The sequence below is a fragment of the Variovorax sp. 679 genome (assembly GCF_003952185.1).
In the GTDB taxonomy this organism is placed as follows: domain Bacteria; phylum Pseudomonadota; class Gammaproteobacteria; order Burkholderiales; family Burkholderiaceae_C; genus Variovorax.
In genome coordinates, this window is the sequence record NZ_RXFS01000004.1 from 233,042 (window position 1) to 253,709 (window position 20,668).

General features: G+C 67.8%; 13 protein-coding genes. 3 read left to right on the top strand and 10 right to left on the bottom strand.

The window, feature by feature from the left end:
* Positions 1 to 51: 51 nt before the first annotated feature.
* The 8 genes from EJO71_RS11605 to EJO71_RS11640 all read right to left on the bottom strand — a co-directional run bounded on the left by EJO71_RS11605 (position 52) and on the right by EJO71_RS11640 (position 12,359).
* Complete coding sequence (locus tag EJO71_RS11605) at positions 52 to 1,257, bottom strand: ABC transporter substrate-binding protein (RefSeq protein ID WP_125948864.1); 1,206 nt, start codon at positions 1,255 to 1,257, stop codon at positions 52 to 54.
* A gap of 267 nt (positions 1,258 to 1,524) precedes the next feature.
* Positions 1,525 to 1,764 (bottom strand): F0F1 ATP synthase subunit C, encoded by a 240-nt coding sequence (gene atpE / locus EJO71_RS11610; RefSeq protein WP_012745530.1) that lies wholly within the window; start codon positions 1,762 to 1,764, stop codon positions 1,525 to 1,527.
* A 167-nt stretch (positions 1,765 to 1,931) separates the two neighbouring features.
* The gene (locus EJO71_RS11615; RefSeq protein WP_125948865.1) at positions 1,932 to 6,638 is read right to left on the bottom strand and encodes an RICIN domain-containing protein; all 4,707 of its coding nucleotides are present in this window, start codon (positions 6,636 to 6,638) and stop codon (positions 1,932 to 1,934) included.
* 217 nt (positions 6,639 to 6,855) lie between these two features.
* Complete coding sequence (locus EJO71_RS11620; RefSeq protein ID WP_125948866.1) at positions 6,856 to 7,707, bottom strand: aldolase; 852 nt, start codon at positions 7,705 to 7,707, stop codon at positions 6,856 to 6,858.
* 50 nt (positions 7,708 to 7,757) lie between these two features.
* On the bottom strand, positions 7,758 to 8,738 hold the full coding sequence (locus tag EJO71_RS11625; protein ID WP_125949156.1) for an aldo/keto reductase: 981 nt from the start codon (positions 8,736 to 8,738) through the stop codon (positions 7,758 to 7,760).
* Positions 8,739 to 8,755: 17 nt separating this feature from the next.
* Positions 8,756 to 9,787: an ABC transporter permease gene (locus EJO71_RS11630; RefSeq protein WP_125948867.1), complete on the bottom strand. Its 1,032-nt coding sequence runs from the start codon at positions 9,785 to 9,787 to the stop codon at positions 8,756 to 8,758.
* Positions 9,784 to 11,298 carry a sugar ABC transporter ATP-binding protein gene (locus EJO71_RS11635; protein ID WP_125948868.1) on the bottom strand — a complete coding sequence of 505 codons (1,515 nt, stop codon included), beginning with the start codon at positions 11,296 to 11,298 and terminating at the stop codon, positions 9,784 to 9,786. The genes EJO71_RS11630 and EJO71_RS11635 overlap by 4 nt, the downstream gene beginning before the upstream one ends.
* A 14-nt stretch (positions 11,299 to 11,312) precedes the next feature.
* Entirely contained in the window at positions 11,313 to 12,359 is a 1,047-nt protein-coding gene (locus EJO71_RS11640) for a substrate-binding domain-containing protein (RefSeq protein WP_125948869.1), read from the bottom strand.
* 181 nt (positions 12,360 to 12,540) lie between these two features.
* Here EJO71_RS11640 and EJO71_RS11645 point away from each other — a divergent pair, with 181 nt between their 5' ends.
* From EJO71_RS11645 to EJO71_RS11655, 3 genes are read left to right on the top strand one after another with little or no spacing between them, the layout of a single operon-like run.
* Complete coding sequence (locus EJO71_RS11645) at positions 12,541 to 14,088, top strand: FGGY family carbohydrate kinase (RefSeq protein ID WP_125948870.1); 1,548 nt, start codon at positions 12,541 to 12,543, stop codon at positions 14,086 to 14,088.
* Entirely contained in the window at positions 14,085 to 15,854 is a 1,770-nt protein-coding gene (locus EJO71_RS11650; protein ID WP_125948871.1) for a glycerol-3-phosphate dehydrogenase/oxidase, read from the top strand. The genes EJO71_RS11645 and EJO71_RS11650 overlap by 4 nt, the downstream gene beginning before the upstream one ends.
* On the top strand, positions 15,851 to 16,606 hold the full coding sequence (locus EJO71_RS11655; RefSeq protein ID WP_093209064.1) for a GntR family transcriptional regulator: 756 nt from the start codon (positions 15,851 to 15,853) through the stop codon (positions 16,604 to 16,606). Before EJO71_RS11650 ends, EJO71_RS11655 begins: the two co-directional genes overlap by 4 nt.
* Positions 16,607 to 16,615: 9 nt before the next feature.
* On the opposite strand, the gene EJO71_RS11660 is transcribed toward EJO71_RS11655, so the two are convergent.
* Both EJO71_RS11660 and uvrA read right to left on the bottom strand, forming a co-directional pair.
* Positions 16,616 to 17,503, bottom strand: coding sequence for a DMT family transporter (locus tag EJO71_RS11660; protein ID WP_125948872.1), 888 nt, complete (start codon positions 17,501 to 17,503; stop codon positions 16,616 to 16,618).
* A 43-nt stretch (positions 17,504 to 17,546) separates the two neighbouring features.
* Positions 17,547 to 20,663 carry an excinuclease ABC subunit UvrA gene (gene uvrA / locus EJO71_RS11665; protein ID WP_125948873.1) on the bottom strand — a complete coding sequence of 1,039 codons (3,117 nt, stop codon included), beginning with the start codon at positions 20,661 to 20,663 and terminating at the stop codon, positions 17,547 to 17,549.
* Positions 20,664 to 20,668: the final 5 nt, after the last annotated feature.

Sequence of the window (20,668 nt, forward strand, 5' to 3'; positions counted from 1 at the left end):
GTAGGGGGTTGGCGAAGCGGACACGAAGTGCCGCGCAGCCTGGGGGCGAGCCTATTTCAATGGGCACTTGTCGGCGTAGGAGTCGCCGTAGTTCGTGAGCACGGTGTTGATCAGCTTGTTCGTGACCTTGCCCTGCGCGTCTTTGCCGATCACGCGCAGGTAGAAGTTCTCGATGGGATAGTGGTTGTTGGCGTACTTGAAGTTGCCGCGCGTCGAGGCGTAGTTGGCCTTCTTCAGCGCGGCCACCACGGCCTCGCGGTTCTGCGCGTTGCCGCCGGCCTGCTTCACGGCGGCGTCCATCGCGAGGATCGCGTCATAGGCCTGGGCCGCATACACCGACGGGTAGCGGCCGTTGTATTCCTTGCGGAACGCGGCCACGAAGGCCTTGTTGGCGGCGTTGTCGAGGTCGTGCGCCCAGTGCGAGGTGTTGAACAGGCCGAGCATGGGTTCGCCCACGGCGCCGATCACGTCCTCGTCGGCCGAGAAGCCGCTGGTCACGAGCGTGATGTCCTTCGACAGGCCCGCGCCCACGAACTGCTTGATGAAGTTGATGCCCATCGCGCCGGGCAGGAAGAAGTAGATCGAGTCGGGCTTGGCCGCGCGCAGCTGCGCGAGTTCTGCGGCGTAGTCGATCTGGCCGAGCTTGGTGTAGAGCTCGTCGGCCACCTGGCCCTTGAACTGGCGCTTGAAGCCGCCCAGTGCGTCCTTGCCGGCCGGGTAGTTGGGAGCGATCAGCACGATCTTCTTGAAGGCTCGGTCCTGCGCGAACTTGCCTGCGGCCTCGTGGAACTGGTCGTTCTGGTAGGCAGTGCCGAAGAAATAGGCATTGCACTGCGCGCCCGCGAACTGGCTAGGGCCGGCGTTGGCCGAGAGGTAGGGCACCTTCGCGTTGAAGAGCGTCGGGCCCACGGCCAGCGCCACGTTGGAGCCGATGGGGCCGCTGAAGATGTCGATCTTGTCGCGCTGGATCATGCGGTCGACCAGCTGCTTGGCCTGGTCGGGGCTGCCGGCCATGTCGGCCTGCACGAATTCGACGTCCTGCCCGCCGAGCTTGCCGCCCAGCTGCTTGATGCCCAGCGCGAAGCCGTCGCGCGCCTCGGCGCCCAACGCCGCGAACGGCCCCGAGATGTCGAGGGCCAGGCCCACCTTGACGGGCGCGGCCGCGGCGGACATTGCAGTGCCGAGGACCGAGCCGCACAGCAGCAGCGAGAGCAGGGTGCGCGGCAGCGCGGGCGACTTCGGGGGCAGGTGGCTCATGGATTCTCCGGCAGGGAAGGATGCAGAAACAACGCTCCGGCACCGCCCCATGCGGCACCGGTGACATCAAACCGTTGATGGCTAAATACTTTAGCTGTAAACAATTCGGTGTCAACAGTGCTAGCACGAATGGTGCCAGTGCGTTGTCTTGCTTTCTGCTGCGCGGGCCTGTTTCAGGAACACCGCGGAACCGGCTCTGCCGGGCCGCAGGTGTTGCCCCCTGCAAGGGGGTTGGCGTAGCGACACGAAGTGCGCGAAGCTTGGGGGTTAGCCAAAAGGATTTGCCGTGGCGAACCACAGGCCGATGCCGGTGGCAATGATGAACGCTCCGTCGGTCACGCCCGCCACCAGGAAGAACTTGGTCTGGAGCGTGTCGACCAGCTCGGGCTGGCGCGCGGTGCTCTCCAGGAACTTCTGGCCGACCAGTCCGATGCCGAGGCACGAGCCGAGGGCGGCGACGCCGATCAGCAGTGCAACTGCGAGGGGAAGGATGTTGAAGCCGGTCATGGTGTTTTCTCCTGGTTGGTTGGTGAATCGAGTCACCGGTTGCTGCCTCGATGGACGTACTTTCCCAGAGCGGCTGCGCACGGTCCATGACGTCAGAGGTCATGGGCTGCACGAAAAAAAGCCGCCCGTCGGAACGGGCGGCTTTCAGGCGAGTGCGCCGGTAGTGCTTACGGAAGCTGTGTCCAATTTTGGTTGTTGCCGCCGTTGCAGGTCCACGTGATCAGCGCCGTGTCCTGCGCGGTCGCATTGTTCGGCACGTCCAGGCACGAACCCGAGGCGCGGTTGCGCAGGGCCGCGCCGACCAGGCTCCACTGCGTCGTGTCGCCGGCCGAGCAGGCCAGCTGGACCACGGCCGCATTGGTCGTCGCGGTGCCGCTCTGTGCGAGGCACAGGCCGCTGTGCTCGGCCTTGAACTGCACGAAGCCGCCACCGAGCTGGGTCACGGTGAAGCGCTCGTTGCCCGCGTTGCCGCACGGCCACTGCACCACCGTCGTGCCGCTCGTGGTCGCCGCGCCCTTCACGTTCACGCACAGGTTGCTGTGGTTCGAGCGGATGCGCGTGACCACCGGCGTCGGGTCGTTGTCGAGCGAACGCACGTATTCGCGCAGCGCCACCACGTCGTTGCCCGGCAGGCTGGAGGCGTTGCCGTGGCCGCTGTTGAGAACGTCCTGCAGCGTGGCCGCCTGGCCGTTGTGGAAGAACGCGGTGGTGTTCCAGGTGCCCAGCAGCGTCGGCGTGTCGAAGCCCACGCCGGCGAGCGGCTGGTTCATGCCCTTGCCCGAGGAGGCCTGGATCGTGCCCACGTCATGCCGGATTCCGTCGCGGAAGGTGGCGCCGGTGTGGCAGGTCGCGCACTGCGCCGTGTTGAACACTGTCTGGCCGCGCGCCGCGTCCACGCTGAGGCTGCCATCCGCCGCACGCGCAGGGCTGCGCATGAACTTGTTCAGCGAGGTCAGGTAGGCGGCAAGGTCGTCGAGCTGCGCGTTCTTGCCGGCCTTGGGCGCGCCCAGCGGGTCGGAGGTGGCAGCGAAGTCCGCATTGGTCAGGAAGCCGGTGCCGCCGAACTCGTTGCGGATGTCGTTCTCGAAGTCCTGCAGCTCGTCGAAGTTCGCCGTCCAGTGCAGCTTGCCGTGGCCCATGCCGCGCCGGCCCTGCAGGCTGATGGTGCGGCGCAGGCCCTCGCCGCGCTGGGTGAAGTCCCACACCATGCCATCGTCGCCGCCGTCCGCATGGCAGCTCGCGCAGGAGATGTAGTTGTCCTTGCTCATGCGGCGATCAGACGCGTTGTAGAACACCTGCTTGCCGCGCAGGGCCGCCGGCGACATGGGTTCCGCAGCCACCGTCGACACCGTCTGCAGGAAGGTCGGCACATTGGTTTCCGACGACAGCACCGTCGCCACGTCGTGCACCGACACCGAGCGCGCCAGGAAGTTGTTGACGAACAGCCGCTTGCGCGTGGCGTCCAGGTACAGGCCGTGCGGCGCGCTGCTGGCGTTGATCTCGCCGCGCACCGCGCGGCTGTACGGATCGACGATGGCGACGCGGTTGCCTTCCATCTGCGCGACGAACAGGTAGTCGCCCGAAGGAGAGAACAGCGCCGCGCGTGCCGGTGCCCGGTCGTCGAAGTCGATCTGCTCGCCGAACTCTTCCGCCGCGGTCTGCAGGTTGACCTGCGACAGGATGGAGCGCACCGTCTGGTCGTGCACCAGGTTGTTGCCGTCCCGGTACTTGCCGCGCACGATGTTGTCCTTTTTCGAAGGCAGCACCGCGCGCGCGCCGTCCGGCGAGATCACCACCTGGCTCAGGTAGTTGGCCACGCCGCGTGCGCGGCTCTCGGTGTCCACCGTGGTGGTGTCGACCGGCAGCGCGATGGTGCTCATGGCGCTCATGCTCTGCAGGTTCACCTTGTGCAGCTGGCCGCCCGTCATCTTCGACTTGAAGCGGGTGACGTAGGCCACCTGCGAGCCGGACTCGATGGCGATCCCGCGCAGCGCACCGTCGAGCGCGACCGCGCCGGTGGTGGCGCCGTTGCTCGGGTCGAAGCTCATCAGCACCGACTTGCTCTCCAGCGTCAGCAGGCCCTTCGATCCGTTCGGTGTGAAGGCCACGCCGTAGGGGCCGCTGCCGTAGGCCAGCGGCACGGTGGCCGAGAGGCTGCCATCGGCCGCGTTGAGCGCCACCAGCTTGTCCTCGCCCTGCACCGTGACCCAGATGCGCCCGTCGGGGCCGATGGCCAGCGTCTTGGGCTCGTCGCCCACGCGGACCTCCCAGCGCTTGACGAGGCTCTGCGCGTCGATGGCGGCGACGGTGCCGCTGTCGGGGTTGACCGAGTACACCGAGTTCGCATCGCCCGCGATGTTGGTGGTGTGCCTCGGCGCCGTTGCCGTCACCGGCATGATCACCGTGAGGTTGTAGGTGTAGAAGGTCTCGCGGCCGTTGGCGTCCTTCACCGTCAGCGTCACCGTGAAGTGGCCGGGGCGCGTGTAGGTGTAGCTGTAGTTCGCCTGGTTCGAGTAGGCGGTTTGCGTGCCGTCGCCGAAGTTCCAGCGGTACTGCGCGCCGCTGCTGCCCAGCGTGGCCGGGTTGAACGTCAGCTGGCCGTTGACCAGCTTGGGCCCGCCGCCGATGCCGGGGTCGCCGATGATGGCCTGGCCGCGCAGCGTGCTCACGTCGGTGTCGCTCAGCACGCGGCCGTAGACGCGCACTTCCGCCAGCGTGCCCTTGAAGAGCGCCGTATTGCCCTGGATCTGGCCGAGCACGGCGAACTTGTTCGACAGGCCCTTGTTGCCGGTGGAGCCGGTGGAGGTGGTCTTCACGCCATCCACGTACACGGCCTGTGCGCCGGATGCGGCGTCGCGCGTCATCACCACGTGGTGCCAGGTGCCGTCGTTCACCGCCGCCGTGGAGGTGGTGCCCGCGTCGTTGCCGACCGACAGCTTGATGCGCCCGCTGTTGTCGAGCCAGCCCCAGAACACGTCGTCGGCGCCGCCGGACTGGTCGCGCCCGAAGATGCCGGGCGCGGTCCAGGAGTTGGGGCCGCCGGCCTGCGTGGTCTTCATGTAGAAGCTCAGCGAGGCGCTGCCGCCGAGCACGGTGGCCACGGTGTCGCTCTTCAGCGGCACGCCGGCCGTGCGGTTCGCGAAGTTCAGGCCGATGCTCTCGAAGGCGTCGCCGGTGGCGGGCGTGCCGTTGTTGGCACCGATCTGGTCGGAGAGGTTGCCCGTCAGCGACCAGTAGTGCATCAGGCCGATCTCGGCGGCGTTGCCGGTGTGGAACACCGACTTGTAGTCCGCCGCAATCGCGTTGCCCGCATAGTCCTTCACGCCGTTGGCCGGCAGGAACACTTCATAGCTTGTGCCGGGAGAAAGCGGCACCGCAGGGTGGAAGTTGATGATGCCCAGCTGCACGCTGTAGGTGCCCGCCAGCGTGTTGCCGCCCACCGGGCGCACGATGAAGGTGTTGGAGTTCACGCTCTCGGGCCGGATGCTGTCGCTCATGCCCAGGCCGATGCGCGAGGTCAGCGCCTGCTGCTTCGCGTTGCTGGCGGGCGAGACCTGCTTCACCTCGGGCTTGGTGGTGTCGGGTTCGACCTGGTGCACGACGAAGCCGCTGCCCGAGCCGTGGTCGTTGCCCACGAAGATCAGGTTGCCGAAGGCGGCGACCTGGCCGTTGTCCGAATGCGAGAAGTTCGGATCGTCCTCGCGCAGGATGCTGCCGCGGCCCACCTCGACGTGGTTCAGCGGATTGCTCACGTCGACCTTGTGGATGTAGGTCTGCGCGCCTTGAATGACGTAGTGGTCCTGCGTGGCGCAGTAGAGCTGCTCGTCGATGACGAGGCGGTTGTCCTCGGCCACGAAGTTGGCGCGGTCGCTCAGGTCGTAGCTGTACATCTTCGCGCCGCCGCCGCGCGCCGAGGCGTGCAGCGTCTTGCCGTCGAAGCAGGTGGCGTAGTAGTTGGGGTTGGAGCCCACGGTGTCCAGCACCTTGGGGTTCAGCGGATCGGAGATGTCGAGGCTGGAGAAGCCGGCGGTGTTGTCCATCGAGGTCAGCACCATGTGGTTGCCCATGGTGAAGATCGGGCCGATGCGGAAGCCGCCGAGTTCGCCGGTGGGCACCGGGTTGGGCTTGCCGGCGCCGCGGTTCGCCACCACGGCGTTCGCGGGATCGGTGGCGTCGACGATGAAGATGCCGCGGCCTGCAGAGGCCACGTACAGGTAGGGCGCCTGCCACCAGAGCTGCCAGGCGACGTTCTCGTAGTCGCCGCCGTTGACGCCGGGCAGCGCGAGCTTCTTGACCTGCTTGATGTCGTTGACGTCGGTGAAGTCCCAGAACTCGACGCCGTTGATGCTGGGCAGCACCACGTACGTCTTGCCGCCGATCTTCGCGGTGCCGAAGGAGTGCGTCTCGCGGAACTCCTGCGTGCGGCCCTCGGGCTCGTAGATCTTCTTCACGAGCTTGATCTGGCGCGGGTTCGAGATGTCGTACAGCAGGAAGCCGCCGGGGCCAAGGCCGCTGTCCGGCGCGAAGGAGGTGAGGAAGTAGCCGTTGACCATGATGCCGGCGTTCATGCCGTAGTCCTTGCGGCCCGGGTAGGTGGCGGGCACCTCGCGCGACTCGTAGGCGCTGCTGTGCGCCGGGTCCAGCGGATGCGCGGCGCTGGTGATCATCGAGACCGGCTTGAACAGCTCGGCCGAGGTGTAGGTGAGATTGCCCAGGCCGGGCCCCTGCAGCGGCAGCGGGTCGGCCACGGCTTCGGCCATTGCCGTCGCCATGTTGTTCAGGGTCGTCATCGGACTGACCCCCGTGATTGCCGCATGCGTCAGCAGCGTGACGAATGGCAGCAGGAACGCCATCAAGTAATACCGGATTTTCATCGTCGCCTCCAGGTTGTTTGAAGTCCGCAGGGGAACCGTTTTCTTCTCGGCCAACTAACTCCGTGTTTGTCTTGTCTCGCTCGTCTCTTCCTTGCCCGCCTGCGCGCATGGCGGAAAACGCGCGCGCAGGACGCACCCCGGCGGGCGACGCATCCGTCGCCCGCCGTGAGCTCTCTTCCTTCTTTCTTCCTCCTAAAGAGGGCGCGTCTTCGTCATGTCATTTCGCGCCACCCGATTCGTAGATGTCCCATGCCTCCTTGGCGCTGGCGCCGCGGTGGATCATGGCCATCAGCGCGTCCACCACCGCCGACGGATTGCCGTGCTGGTAGACGTTGCGCCCGTACACCATGCCGACGGCGCCTTCGTCCATCAGCACGCGCGAGCGCGCGAACACCTGCTGCAGGTCCTCGCGGCCGCCGCCGCGCACGAGCACGGGGCAGCGCGCGGCCTGCACCACGCGGTGGAAGTCCGCGGGGTCGCTGGTGGGGTCGGCCTTGATGATGTCGGCGCCCATGTCGCGCGCCAGGCGCACCAGCGTGACGATCTTCTCGGCATCGCCATCCACCGAGTAGCGGCTGCCGGCCGACGGCGCCTGCATCACCAGTGGTTCGATCATCAGCGGCATGCCGTAGCGGTCGCAGTCGGCGCGCACGCGGGCGATGTTCTGCACGCACTGGCGGAACAGGTCGGGCTCGTCGGGCAGCATGAAGAGGTTGACCACCACGCAGGCCGCGTCGCGCTGCACTGCCGGCAGCACCGGGTCGTGCTCGTTCTGCAGCACGGCCCACATCACGCGGTGCCGCGTGGCGTTGTAGGGGTTGCCCATGTCGATGCGCATCACCAGCGCCGGCTTGTCGCGGCCCGGGCGGTCCTGCAGCAGGTCGGACTGGCCGTAGTTGAGCTGGATCGCGTCGGGGCGGGCGGCCACGAGACGGTCCATCACCGAGGGCATGTCCTCGAGGCCGTCGAGGAAGCTGGGCTCGTTGCACACGCCGTGGTCGAGTGCGATGTCCAGGCAGCGCCCGTTGTTGAGCAGCCTGTTCAGGCGTGCGGTCTTGTCCTTCGACATACGAAAAGAAGTCCTTGTTGGGTTGCTTGTGGGTGTGACAGAAAAATGGATCAGGCGAGCGAGCCCAGGTGCCTGCCGGCCGCCGCGTCGATCAGCTCCAGCGCCGCGTCGTGCAGGCGCACAGCGCCGGCGCCCGCGTTTTCGATGGCCTGCTTGCTCACGCGTGCGCCGCACAGCGCCACCGAGATGCTTCCGCGCGCCAGCGTCCAGGCGATCATCAGTTGGCCGAAGGAGCATTCGAGCTGCGTGCGCAGCGGCTCCAGCTCCTCGAAGAAGGCTTTGAGCTTCGCGCGGTTCTGCGCGCTGAAGCGCGGGTTGGCGGCGCGCTGGTCATCGCCGGTGAACTTGCGCTCGGGGTCGATGGGGCCGGCGAGCAGGCCCAGCGCGAGCGAGGAGTAGCCCAGCACCGCCACGTCGTGCTCGGTGCACAGCGGAACCAGCGTCTGTTCGATCTCGCGGTCGATCAGGCTGTAGCGTTCCTGCGCGGCGTCGACGGGGCCGTAGCGCAGGTACTCGGCAAGCGTCTCGGGGCTCACGTTGCTCACGCCGATGGCGCGGATCTTTCCCTGCTTCTTGAGTTCGAGCAGCGCGTCCATGGTCTCGGCCACAGGCGTGGTGGCGTCCTGCCAGTGCGTGATGTAGAGGTCGATGTAGTCGGTCTGCAGGCGCTTCAGGCTCTCTTCGCATTCATGGAAGATCGACTCGCGCCCGAGGTAGCGGTACACCGGGTGGCCGTCTTCTTCGAAGAAGTGCGTTCCCTGTTGGGTGTGCCACACCAGCCCGCACTTGGTGGCGATCACGGCCTCGTGGCGCCGGCCCTTCAGCGCGGTGCCGACGATGCTCTCGGAGCGCCCGAGGCCGTAGGCCGGCGCGGTGTCGATCAGGTTCACGCCCGCGTCCAGCGAGGCCTGGATGGCGAGCACGGCCGCTGCGTTGTCGCCGCCGCCCCACATCCAGCCGCCCATGGCCCAGGTGCCAAGGCCGATGGCCGAGCATTCGATGCCGGAAGGGCCGAGGGTGGTTTTCTTCATCGTCGATGCGTTGTTGCTCATCGCTTTGTCTTTCTCGTGTTCATGAGGTGGTCGATGGTCACGGCCGCGAGCAGGATCAGGCCCTTGATCACGTCCTGCCAGTAGGGCGATACGTCGAGCAGGATCAGCGAGCTGGTCACCACCGACAGCAGCGCCAGGCCCAGCACCGCGCCGAGCACCGTGCCCGAGCCGCCCTTGAGGCTGGCGCCGCCGATCACTGCCGCGGCGATCACGTTGAGCTCCATGCCCATGCCGAAGGTGGGCGTGGCCGCGCCGAAGCGCGCCGTGTAGATCACGCCAGCGAGCCCGGCCGAGGCCGCGCACAGCACCGTGACCCAGAACTTCACGTGGCCCACGCGGATGCCCGAATAGAGCGCCGCCTTCTCGTTGCTGCCGGTGTAGAACACGCGGCGCAGCAGGGTGGAGCGGCGCAGCACGAAGTCGCTCACCACCACGATCACCAGGAAGATCAGGATCACCGCCGGAATGCCGAAGAGCGTGCCCTGGCCGATGAACTTGAACTCCGCCGGCAACGAGAACAGCGACTGCGGTGTGCCCTGCGTGAGTGCGAGACACAGGCCGCGCACGATCACCATGAAGGCCAGCGAGGCGATGAAGTGGTTCAGCCCGATGCGCGTGACGCAGCCGCCGATCATCGCGCCGATCATGGCGCTGGCGGCAATGGCGATGAGCCCCGCCGTCCATGGGTCGAAGCCCATGAGGAACAGCTTGCCCGTGACCACCATCGCGAAGCACACCACCGAGCCCACCGACAGGTCGATGCCACCGACGATCAGCAGGATCGTCATGCCCACCACCACGATGCCCTCGATGGAGAACGACAGCAGCATCGCGCGCACGTTGTCCCACGTGAGGAAGTAGGGCGAGGCGAAGCTCATGCCCACGCACAGCGCGGCAATGATGAGCAGCAAGCCCATCTCGCGCATGCTGCCGAGTTTGCTGGCGGGTTTCACGGGGCCTCCTCCGCCCGACTGGCGTGGCTGGAGGCCTGGGGCGGCCCCCGCATCGAGTTGTGCTGGGTAATTCATGCTGTCGCTTCCTCTTCGCAAAGTCCGGAGGCCAGCCGCAGCAGAGCCTCTTCCGTCATGTCCTTGTCTTGCACTTCGCCGGCGAGCCGGCCGTCGCGTATCACCAGCGCGCGGTCGCACAGCCCGATGATCTCGGGCAACTCCGACGAGATCACGATCACGCCCACGCCCTGGCCGGCCAACTCGCGCAGGATGTGATGGATCTCCGACTTGGCGCCAACGTCCACGCCGCGCGTGGGTTCGTCCATCAGCAGCACCGACGGATTGGTGGCCAGCAGCTTGGCGATGGCCACCTTCTGCTGGTTGCCGCCCGACAGGCTCGCCACGTCGATGTCGACCCCGTCGGACTTGAGCTTGAGCTTGGCGCCCAGGTCGATCGCGAGTCTGCGCTCGGCCGCGCGCTGCAGCAGGCCGAAACGCGAGCTCACGCGCTTCAGCGCCATCGACGCGATGTTCTGCGCAATCGGCAGGTCGAGATACACGCCGGCCGCCTTGCGGTCTTCGCTGAGATAGGCGATGCCCTCGCGCAGCGCGTCGCTGTACTTGCGGATCGCGAGTTCCCTGCCGCGCAGGCGCACGCTGCCGCCGCGGGCCGTGCGCAGGCCGCACACGGTCTCGGCGAGTTCGCTGCGGCCGGCGCCCATCAGGCCCGCGATGCCGAGGATCTCGCCGCGCTTCAGCCTGAACGACACGCCGTGCACGCGCTCGCCGTCGGCGATGTCCGTCACTTCGAGCACGTGTTCGCCCGATGCAGGCTCATCCTGCTTGGGCGGGTAGTAGTTACCGAGGTCGCGCCCGACCATGCGGCGCACCAGGCCGTCGGCGTCGAGCTCGGCCAGCGGGCCGCTGTGCACGTCGCGCCCGTCGCGCAGCACGGTCACGCGCGAGCAGTGCGCGAAGATCTCGGCCATGCGGTGGCTGATGTAGATGATGCCGATGCCCTGCGCCTTGAGGTCGTGCAGCACCTTGAAGAGCGCGGCCGATTCGTTGTCGGTCAGCGCGGCGGTGGGTTCGTCGAGGATCAGCACCTTGCAGTCCAGCGTGAGCGCCTTCGCGATCTCGATGAGCTGCTGCGTGGAGATGCTCAGGTCCTTCACCAGCGCGGACGGATCGACGTCCTGCCCCAGCCGCTGCAGCACCTTGGCCGCGCGTTCGTTGAGGCTCGCGTAGTTCATCCACGCGCTCTTGCCGGCGTTGATTTCCGGCATGAAGATGTTCTCGGCCACGGTGGCGTCGCCGCACAGGGCGATCTCCTGGTGCACCAGGCCGATGCCCAGGCGCATGGCGTGCGCCGGGCCGTCTATGACCACCTGCTGCCCGTCGAGCGCGATCGTGCCCTCGTCCGGCTGGTGGATGCCGTCGATGATGTTCATCAGCGTGGACTTGCCCGCGCCGTTCTCGCCGCACAGGGCGTGGATCTCGCCGCTGTGCAGCGTGAAGTCCACGCCCGAGAGCGCGCGCGAAGCGCCGAAGCGCTTGCTGATGCGCCGCAATTCGAGCAGTGCGCTCATCGCTTCGTGCCCATTCACTCGCCGATGCCCTTGGTGCCGCGGCGGGCGAGGTACTTGTCCCAGTAGAAGTCGTCGGCGTTGGCCTTGCTCACCACCGACAGGCCGTTGTCCAGGAAGGGCACGGCCATGGGGTTGGTGCCGTTGCGCTTGGCGTCGTTCATCGGGTCGATGAGCGTCGGGTTCTTGGCCAGGAACAGCATCATCATGCCCATGTAGCCCTGCATGCCCTGGTTCGGGTTGATGGAGCCGAACACGTCGCCCGACTTGATCATGTCGAGGATCTTCGCGTTCACGTCGCAGCACATCACCTTGATGTTCTTCTTGGTCTCGACCTTGGCCTGCGCCGCGCCGAGCGCCGAGTTGGCCTCGGGCATGAAGAGGGCGCCCAGGTTCGGGTTGGCCTGCGCGAGGCTCAGCACCGCCTGGTAGGCCTTGTTCGGGTCCTGGTTGCTGGCGGCGCGGCCGACCAGCTTCATGCCGGGGTGCTTGGCCTTCATGCGGTTGACGAAGGCGGCGATGCGGCGGTCGTGGTTGTCCTGGCCCGGGTTCTCCAGCACGGCGTATTCGCCCTTGCCGCCCAGCGAGGCCGCGATGGCGTCGGCCGCCTGCGTGCCTTCGCGGTCGTTGTCGGAGGTGACGAAGGAAGTGCGCTTTGAGTTCGGCGAGTCGGCCGCGAAGGTGACGACCGGGATGCCCATTGCCGCGGCGCGGTTGATCGGCTCGATGAACGGGTCGGGGTTCATCGGGTGCAGCAGGATGCCCGCGGGCTTGCGCGCCAGTTCCTGCTCGAAGGACGCGAGCTGCTTGTTCACGTCGTACTCCGGCGTGCCGGTGTAGCGGGTGCGAACGCCCAGCGTGCGGCCGAGCTGCTTCATCATTTCGTAGACCGGAAACCAGTACTCGACCCCCGACACCATCACGTTCATCACGTAGACGTCGCTGGGGTTGCCGCGCAGGCCGCCTGCCGCGGCGGGGGCAGCCGCCTGCTGCTGCGCGAATGCGCTCGCGCCGGCCAGGCCGATGCCGGCTGCCGCGGCGGACTTCAGGAAATTACGCCTCATTTTTTGTCTCCTCACGTTGGGTGGCACAGCTTGTCGGCGCTGCTTTTCAGGGCAGCACCTGGAACCTCTTTGTCACATCAGTTGTTATGACAGGCTAGAATGTACGCGCTGGCCGTTTGCAGGCATAACTAGGGGAAACGCTACTGGCAAGGCGCTTTTATTCAGCCGAAGCTGTTATGACATGAAGCCAAACATACTGATCGGCATCGACATGGGGTCGAGCAGCCTGAAAGCCCTGGCCCTCGAAGCCGGGAGCGGCCGCTCCGTCGCCCTGTCCCGAATGCCACTGCCGCACGACCGGCTGCCCGGAGGGGGATGCGAAGTGAGCGTGACGGCCATCCGCGCAGCGCTTACCCACGTGCTGCGCGACGTCGCCCATCAACTCGGAGACCGCGTGGCGGAGGTCCGCGCCATCGGCTGCACCGGCCATGGCGCGGGACTCTATGCGCTCGACGCGCGCAACGAGCTCGTGGGCGGACGCGCTGTCGCTTCCACCGACCAGCGCGCCGACGCGCGTGCGCGTTCCCTCGCGCTCGGCCACGGCCCGGCGCTCTTCGCCGACGTGGGCTGCCAGCCCTGGCCGGGTCAGCCCACGGTGATCGCGGCCGAGCTGCTGGGCACCGACGCCGTGCAGCGCGGCGCGGTGCGCCGGCTGATGTTTGCGAAGGACTATCTCGGCTTCCTGCTGACCGGCGAGATCGCGACCGATGCGAGCGACGCGAGCACCGCCGGACTGGTGTCGATCGCGACGGGCACGTGGTCGCAGGCGGCCTTCGATGCCTCGGGCATCGCGGACCTCGGCCCCCACGTCTTCGGTCCGCTGGTGCCCAGCGGCGAGATCGTCGGCAGGCTGCGGCCTTCGGAAGCCGCGCTGTGCGGTCTGCCATCGGGCATTCCCGTGGCGATGGGCGCCATCGACCTGCTCGCCTCGATGACCGCGATCTGTGCCGAAGGGCGCGGGCGCGCGGTGTCGGTCTTCGGCACCTGGTGCGTGAATGCGGTGATCGGGCCGGTGATCGAGCCCAAGCCGGCCGTGGCCGCCGTCGTCAACTTCGGTCGCGAGGACAAGCGGCTCTACATGGAGAACAGCCCTTCGTCGATGGCCAACATCGCGTGGCTGGCCGGCGTGCTCGGGCTGCCCGATTCGCGCGCGGTGGTCGACCTGGCGATGTCGGTGCCGCTGGGTGCCGGCGGCCTGCGCTTCCTGCCTTTCGTCAACGGCGGTGGAGGCGTGACGGCGGGTTTCGTCGGCCTCAAGAGCCATCACACGCGCGGCGACATGGCGCGCGCGGTGGTCGATGCGGTCGCCGCGCTGCATGCACGGCACACGGCGCGTCTCGCGGCCTGCGGGTTGCCCGTGTCCGCATCCACCGTGCTCGGCGGCGGCGCGAGCGACACGCGCCTCGTGCGCCTGCTCGCGGGCTTCCTCGGCCATCCGGTCGAACGCTGCGCCGACGATGAAACCGGCGCGCGCGGTGCCGCCATCTACGCGGCCATGTCGCAGGGCATCGACCGTGCCGAAGAGGACAGCGCCTTGCTCGCGCCCTGCGACACCGTAGAACCCGATGCCGCCGAGGCGCGCGCCCATGCCGACTTCATTGCCGGCTTCAACGAACTGATCGACACCATGTCTCCTGTGTTTTCCCATCTGGCGGGAGGCGCGATGGGCGCCGCCCGGCCGCCCGAAGGCGTCCGCACCGCAGCGCCCAGCGCGGAGGTTTCCCGATGAGCGCCTGGCAACTGCCCTTCGTGCGTCCTGCTTCTTTGGCGGACCGCCATTTCTCGACAGTCATCATCGGCGCCGGCATCAACGGCGTCGGCGTGTTCCGCGACCTGTGCCTGCAGCGCGTCGACTGCCTCATCGTCGACAAGGGCGACTTCAGCGCGGGCGCCAGCAGCGCGCCCTCGCGCATGATCCACGGAGGCTTGCGCTACCTCGAGAACGGCAGCTTCTCGCTCGTGGCCGAAGCCACGCGCGAGCGCAACCTGCTGCTGCGCAATGCGCCGCACCTGGTGCAGCCGTTGAAGACGGTGGTGCCGCTGTCGAGCTTCTTCGGCGGCCTGATGAGCAGCGCGCTCAAGTTCTTCGGCCGCACGCCGCCGCAACGCACGCGCGGGCTGCTGGCCGTGGCGGCGGGCCTGCGCCTGTACGACCTGCTCGGCCGCCGCCAGCGCGTGATGCCCAACCACCGCATCAGCCGCGTGCCGCAGAACGACCGCAGCCTGTTCCGCGCCGCGGTGCGCTGGACCGCCACCTTCTTCGACGCGTGGATCAGCCACCCCGAATGGCTCATCCTCGAACTCATCGGCGATGCCTGCCGCGACCAGCCGCGCTCGGCCGCCGCCAACTACTGCCGCGTGATGGGCTGCGCGGGCAACATCATCACGCTGCGCGACGAGATCACCGGCGCGCTGGTACGCGTGACGGCCGACACCGTGGTGAACGCCAGTGGCGCATGGCTGGACCGCAGCACGGCAGTGCTCGGCGGCGCCGGCCCGCGCGTGATGGGCACCAAGGGCTCGCACCTCGTGCTCGACCACCCCGCGCTGCGCGACGCGCTCGAAGGCCGCATGGCCTACTTCGAGGCGGTGGACGGGCGCGTATGCATCGTCTATCCCTTCCTCGACCGCGTGCTGGTGGGCTCCACCGACATTCCGGTGGACGACCCCGACAAGATCGTGACCGAGCCCGAGGAGGTCGACTACCTGCTCGACGTGCTGGCCGAGGTGTTCCCGAACCTGCGCTTCGGCCGCGGCGACGTGGTGTACACGTATGTCGGCGTGCGGCCGCTGGCGCGCTCCGATGCCGACAAGCCGGGGCAGATCTCGCGCGACCACTCGGTGGTGCTCGACCCGCCGAGCGCCACGCGCGATATTCCCGTCGTCGGCCTCGTCGGCGGCAAGTGGACCACCTTCCGCGCGCTTGCCGAGGAAGCCACCAACGAAGTGCTGAAGCAGCTGGGCCGTCCGCGCACGGCATCGACCGACATGCTGCCCATCGGCGGTGGTGCCGAGCTGCCGGCCGACGCGCAGGCGGCTGAACGTTTCGTCGAGCGCATGGTCGGTGCCTCCGGCATGAGCCGCACGCGCGCGCAGGTGCTGCTGCGGCGCTACGGATCGAAGGCGCTGCCGCTCGCACAGCGCCTGGCGGCCTCGGGCGACATGCCGCTGCACCATGCGCCCGACTACTCGGTCGCCGAGCTTTCGTATCTCTGCCTCGAAACCGGCGTGGTGCATCTCGACGACCTCGTGATCCGCCGCACGCTGCTGGCCATCCGCGGGCTCGTCACCGATGCCGCGCTCGCCGAGATGGCCGGCATCGCCGCCGAGGCGCTGGGCTGGGACTCGGCGCAGCAGCACGCCGAGCTGAAGGCCTGCGCCACCGCGCTGCGCGAGCGCCACGGCGTGCGGCTTTCGCCGGTGGCGGCCGATGCGCCGGCATCTTTCGATGCATCATTGATGACTCCTCAGGCCATGGGCCAGCCCTCGACGTGAACTCTCAGACCGAAATTTCGACCGTCCTCGACCGCGACTCCGAGTCCCCGCTGTGGGCCCAGTTCCGCGACGCGCTGCGCATGCAGATCCTGCAGGGCGTGCTGCCCATCGGCGCCAAGCTGCCGTCCGAAGCCGAGCTAGGCGAGCAGTTCGGCATCTCGCGCATCGTGGTGCGCGAGGCGCTGGCCGACCTGGTGCGCAACAACCTCATCTACAAGATCAAGGGCCGTGGCGCCTTCGTCTCGGCGCGCGAGCGCGATGAAGATTTCGTCTCCACCGTGCTCGGCTTCTCCGACGAGATGGAGCGCAAGGGCCGCTCGGTGCGCACGCAGATCCTCACGCAGGAGCTGCGCGCGCCCACCGAGCAGGAGGCCGCATCGCTCGGCCTGACCGACGACACGCAGGTGGTGGCGCTCAAGCGCCTGCGCAGCGTGGACGGCGAGTTGCGCCTGCTGGTGGAGACCGTGGTGCCCGCCGACCTGGCGCCGGGCCTGCACCGCACGCGCCTGGACGATCGCTCGCTCTACGACGTGCTGCGCCGCCAGTACGGCCTGCGCCTGGTGCGCGCCGAACGCTGGATCGATGCCGTGCTGCCCGACGCCGAGACCTGCGACCTGCTCAATCTGCCGCAGCCCGAGCCGCTGCTGCGCATCGAGTCGATTGCCTACGGGGCCAACGGCAGGCCGCTGGAGCACTACCGCGCGCTGCACCGCTGCAAGACCAGCCGCCTGCACGTGCAGACGACGACCTGAGGTCCGGGTTCAGCTCCTGGCCGCCTTCGAGGGCCAGAGTACCGAGGCGATGGCGACCATCATCAGCGCCACCGCCACCCAGTCCTGCCAGTGCACAGCCTCGCCGAGCCACACCGCGCCACTGAACACGCCGAGCACCGGGATGAACATCACGCTCAGCGTCGACGCGATCGGCGGCAGGCCGCGCGCGAGGTAGAACCATGCGGCGTGCGCGAAGCCGAAGATCAGCACCGCGTTGTAGAGGATCGATCCCCAGGTCACCTGGCCCGGCCAGCGCCACTGGTCGCGCTCGAACAGCAGCGAGAGCACCGTCATCACCACGGCCGTCATCGCGGTCATCCAGAACGAGAGCGTGAGCGTCGGCAGGCCGATGCGCGTGTGGCGCAGCAGCTGCGTGCCCAGCGCCCACGTGGCCGCGGCCACCAGTGCCAGCGCCACGTAGCCGGGCCGGCCCGACAGGTTCGTGAGCTCGTGCCACAGCAGCAGGCCCACGCCGACCGCGCAGGCGCCAACGCCCAGCCACGCGCGCCGCGTGAGCGCGGCGGAGAACAGCAGCGCACCGATGACGGCCGAGAACACCGGCATCGTGTAGCCCAGGATCGCTGCGCGCCCGCCCGAGAGCGCCTTCACCGCGAGGATGATGCAGGCGTGCCAGACGAACATGTTGGTGGCGCCCAGCCAGACCAACTCGGACCACGCGCTGCGCGGCACGCGGAACGGCACCTTCATCCAGACCAGGGCCAGTCCCAGCACCGGCAGGCCCAGCCAGATCGAGATTGCGCGGAAGGCCAGCGGCGGGTAGTCGGCCACGCCGAGCTTCATCACCGGCCAGTTGAAGCCCCACGCGAGGGTCAGGAGAACGAGAAGGACGAACTGGCGCGGGGTGAAGGAGGGCATGGGCCGCGATTGTGGCGCGGCCCGGGCATTCGTGCTGGAGCGGCTACAGCAGCCGCTTCAGATACCGCCCCGTATGGCTCGCTTCATTCGCCGCGATGTCCTCCGGCGTGCCTTCGCCCACCACCGTGCCGCCGCCGGCACCGCCTTCGGGGCCCATGTCGATCAGCCAGTCGGCCGTCTTGATGACGTCGAGGTTGTGCTCGATCACGACGATGGTGTTGCCCGCGTCGCGCAGCTGGTGCAGCACCTTCAGCAGCAGCTCGATGTCGGCAAAGTGCAGGCCGGTGGTCGGCTCGTCGAGGATGTAGAGCGTGCGGCCGGTGTCGCGCTTGCTGAGTTCCAGCGCGAGCTTCACGCGCTGGGCCTCGCCGCCCGACAGCGTGGTGGCCGACTGGCCCAGCTTGATGTAGCTCAGGCCCACGTCCAGCAGGGTGCGCAGCTTGCGCTCGATGGTGGGCACGGCTCGCAGGAAATCGTGCGCGGCCTCGACCGTCATCTCCAGGATCTGCGCGATGTTCTTGCCCTTGTAGAGCACCTCCAGCGTCTCGCGGTTGTAGCGCTGGCCGTGGCAGACCTCGCAGGGCACGTACACGTCGGGCAGGAAGTGCATCTCGACCTTCACCACGCCGTCGCCCTGGCAGGCCTCGCAGCGCCCGCCCGCCACGTTGAAGCTGAAGCGGCCCGGGCCGTAGCCGCGCTCGCGCGCGGTGTTGGTCTCGGCCATGAGTTCGCGGATGGGTGTGAACAGGCCCGTGTAGGTGGCCGGGTTGCTGCGCGGCGTGCGGCCGATGGGGCTCTGGTCAACGTTGATGACCTTGTCGAAGTACTCGATGCCTTCCACCGATTCGTGCGCGGCCGGCTCCTCGTGGGCGCGGTACAGGGTGCGCGCGACGGCCGTGTAGAGCGTGTCGTTCACCAGCGTCGACTTGCCCGAGCCCGACACGCCCGTCACGCAGGTCAGCAGGCCGACGGGGAAGGCCACGCTCACGTTCTTCAGGTTGTTGCCGGTGGCGCCGACGACGCGGATTTCCTGCAGGTCGGTCTGCGTGGCGAGGTGCGCTGCCTCGCGTGCGGCGCGGCGCTCGGCGGCCGGGCTGGGCGGAAAGCGCGGGGGCTTCTTTCCCTCGTGGAAGGCGGGTTGCTTCGTCGCCGGCAGCCAGGCGGTGCGGTGCTTCGGCACCTCGATCTTGCGAACGCCTGACAGGTACTGGCCGGTGAGCGAATCGGGGTTCGACGAAACCTCGGTGTAGGTGCCTTGCGCCATCACGCGGCCGCCGTGCACGCCGGCGCCGGGGCCCATGTCGATCACGTGGTCGGCGGCGTGGATCATGTCCTCGTCGTGTTCGACCACGATCACGCTGTTGCCGATGTCGCGCAGGTGCTTGAGCGTGCCGATGAGGCGGTCGTTGTCGCGCTGGTGCAGGCCGATGCTGGGCTCGTCGAGCACGTACATCACGCCAGTGAGGCCGGAGCCGATCTGCGAGGCGAGGCGGATGCGCTGCGCCTCGCCGCCCGAAAGCGTCTCGGCGCTGCGGTCCAGGCTCAGGTAGTTGAGGCCCACGTCGTTCAGGAACTTCAGGCGCAGGCCGATCTCGCGCACCACCTTGTCGGCGATCTCCGCCTTGGCGCCGCGCAGCTTGAGCTTCTCGAACCATGCGAACGAATCGCGCAGCGTGAGGCGGCTGAGTTCGTAGATGGCCATGCGCGGCGGCTCGCCGCCGTCGGCCGGGCGGTTCGCCTCGTCGACCAGGAACACGTTGCGCGCCTCGGGCCGCAGGCGCGAGCCGCCGCAGTCGGGGCAGGGCTGCAGGTTGCGGAAGCGCGCGAGGTCTTCGCGCACCATCACCGAGTCGGTCTCGCGGTAGCGCCGCGTCATGTTCGGAATGATCCCCTCGAAGGGATGCTTCTTCGTGAGCTTCTTGCCCGCGAAGTTGCCCGACTCCATGGTGTAGTTGAACTTGATCTCCTCGGCGGCCGAGCCGTGCAGCAGCACGTGCTGCACCGAGGCGGGAAGCGATTCGAAGGGCGCGTCGACGTCGAACTTGTAGTGCTTCGCGACGCTCTCGATCATGCTGAAGTAGTAGCCGTTTCGGCGGTCCCAGCCCTTGACGGCGCCGCTGGCCATCGAGAGCGATGGAAAGGCCACCACGCGCGCCGGATCGAACACCTCGCGGTGGCCGAGGCCGTCGCAGCTCGGGCAGGCGCCCACGGGCGAGTTGAACGAGAAGAGGCGCGGCTCCAGCTCCGACAGCGAGTAGTGGCAGATCGGGCAGGCGAACTTGGCGTTGAACAGGTGCTCCTTGTCGGGCGCGCCCTCGGCGCCCAACTGCAGCGCGATGGCGCGTCCCTCGGCCAGGCGCAATGCGGCCTCGAAGCTCTCGGCCAGGCGCTGCTGCATGTCGGGGCGCGCGCGAAGGCGGTCGATGACGACGTCGATGTCGTGCTTCTCGGTCTTCTTGAGCTTGGGCAGGTCGTTGTATTCGTAGGTCTGCCCGTCGACGCGGAAGCGTACGTAGCCGGCCGCCTGCATCTCGGCGAAGAGCTCGAGGAACTCGCCCTTCTTCTCGCGCGCGACCGGCGCCAGGATCATCAGGCGCGGCTCGTCGGGCAATGCCAGCGTGGCATCGACCATCTGCGACACGGTCTGCGCCTGCAGCGGCAGGTGGTGGTCGGGGCAGTAGGGCGTGCCGGCGCGGGCGTACAGCAGGCGCAGGTAGTCGTGGATCTCGGTCACGGTGCCCACGGTGGAGCGCGGGTTGTGGCTGGTGGCCTTCTGCTCGATGCTTATGGCGGGCGAGAGGCCCTCGATCACGTCGACGTCGGGCTTGTCCATCAGCTGCAAAAACTGCCGCGCATAGGCCGACAGGCTCTCGACGTAGCGCCGCTGGCCTTCGGCATACAGCGTGTCGAAGGCCAGGCTCGACTTGCCCGAGCCCGACAGGCCGGTGATGACCACCAGCTTGTTGCGAGGAATGTCGAGATCGACGTTCTTCAGGTTGTGCGTGCGCGCACCCCGGATGCTGATGCGCTGCTGCGCCAGCACCGCGCCGAGGTAGGTATTGCGTTCGAGTTCCGCGTCGCGGGCGCTTTCCGCGTCGGCGTCGGTGTATTCAGTGGCTTTTGAATTCAAGGGGGCGATCGTCCGAGGGCAACCGGACATGATAG

Bases quoted from the DNA above. Each gene is read 5' to 3' on its own strand.
- EJO71_RS11605 (WP_125948864.1), bottom strand. From the start codon at position 1,257: ATGAGCCACCTGCCCCCGAAGTCGCCCGCGCTGCCGCGCACCCTGCTC.
- atpE (WP_012745530.1), bottom strand. From the start codon at position 1,764: ATGACCGGCTTCAACATCCTTCCCCTCGCAGTTGCACTGCTGATCGGC.
- EJO71_RS11615 (WP_125948865.1), bottom strand. From the start codon at position 6,638: ATGAAAATCCGGTATTACTTGATGGCGTTCCTGCTGCCATTCGTCACG.
- EJO71_RS11620 (WP_125948866.1), bottom strand. From the start codon at position 7,707: ATGTCGAAGGACAAGACCGCACGCCTGAACAGGCTGCTCAACAACGGG.
- EJO71_RS11625 (WP_125949156.1), bottom strand. From the start codon at position 8,738: ATGAAGAAAACCACCCTCGGCCCTTCCGGCATCGAATGCTCGGCCATC.
- EJO71_RS11630 (WP_125948867.1), bottom strand. From the start codon at position 9,787: ATGAATTACCCAGCACAACTCGATGCGGGGGCCGCCCCAGGCCTCCAG.
- EJO71_RS11635 (WP_125948868.1), bottom strand. From the start codon at position 11,298: ATGAGCGCACTGCTCGAATTGCGGCGCATCAGCAAGCGCTTCGGCGCT.
- EJO71_RS11640 (WP_125948869.1), bottom strand. From the start codon at position 12,359: ATGAGGCGTAATTTCCTGAAGTCCGCCGCGGCAGCCGGCATCGGCCTG.
- EJO71_RS11645 (WP_125948870.1), top strand. From the start codon at position 12,541: ATGAAGCCAAACATACTGATCGGCATCGACATGGGGTCGAGCAGCCTG.
- EJO71_RS11650 (WP_125948871.1), top strand. From the start codon at position 14,085: ATGAGCGCCTGGCAACTGCCCTTCGTGCGTCCTGCTTCTTTGGCGGAC.
- EJO71_RS11660 (WP_125948872.1), bottom strand. From the start codon at position 17,503: ATGCCCTCCTTCACCCCGCGCCAGTTCGTCCTTCTCGTTCTCCTGACC.
- uvrA (WP_125948873.1), bottom strand. From the start codon at position 20,663: ATGTCCGGTTGCCCTCGGACGATCGCCCCCTTGAATTCAAAAGCCACT.